The organism is Sphingomonas sp. CCH9-F2, assembly GCF_001556735.1.
Taxonomy (GTDB): domain Bacteria; phylum Pseudomonadota; class Alphaproteobacteria; order Sphingomonadales; family Sphingomonadaceae; genus Sphingomonas; species Sphingomonas ginsenosidimutans.
Window position 1 is genome coordinate 1 of record NZ_LSJO01000501.1, and the last position, 691, is coordinate 691.

A 691-nucleotide genomic window follows, 5' to 3' on the forward strand; every position below is an offset into this window, starting at 1 on the left:
GCGGTCGTCTCGGTCGAGAAGTCCGCGTCCTCGATGCGGCTGCGCGCGTCGGTCAGGTTGGTCATGTTGGTGGTCATGTTGTTGACCGCCGATTCGATGCGGTTCTGCACCGCACCCAGTTCGGCGCGCTTGTTCGACACGTTGGCGATCGCGGTGTCGAAGGCGTCGATGTTGGTCGTCCAGTTCGGCGACGCGGCGGTGACGTCGACCGCGGACACCGCGGGCGGGCCGGCGGTGACGGCGCTGCTGATCGTCGGCGCTTGGAACGTCATGCTGATCGCGTCGGCACCCTCGGCACCGGCCTGGATCGACTTGGTCGCGGCAGTGGCGGGGAACAGCGCCACGCCGTTGAACTGCGTGTTGCTCATCACGCCGTTCACCTGCTTGGCCAGCTGGTCCATTTCGCTCTTGATGTTGGTGAGGTCGGTCGAGCTGTAGCTGCCGTTGGCGGCCTGCACCGTCAGTTCGCGCATGCGCTGCAGCATGTTGCCGACCTCGTCCAGCGCGCCTTCGGCGGTCTGCGCCATCGAGATGCCGTCGTTGGCGTTGCGGATGCCCTGCGCCATGCCGCGGATTTGCGACGTCATCGACGCGCCGATCGCCAGGCCGGCGGCATCGTCCTTCGCCGAGTTGATGCGCTTGCCGGTCGACAGCCGCTGCATCGCGGTCGTCAGGTCCTTGCTGGCGAGCG

Annotated in this window: 1 protein-coding gene; it reads right to left on the reverse strand. The window is 67.0% G+C overall.

All coding sequences use genetic code 11. The features are described 5' to 3' along the window. On the reverse strand, nucleotides 1-691 hold a 691-nt coding region (locus AX685_RS14250; protein ID WP_066489829.1), incomplete at both ends, for a flagellin N-terminal helical domain-containing protein.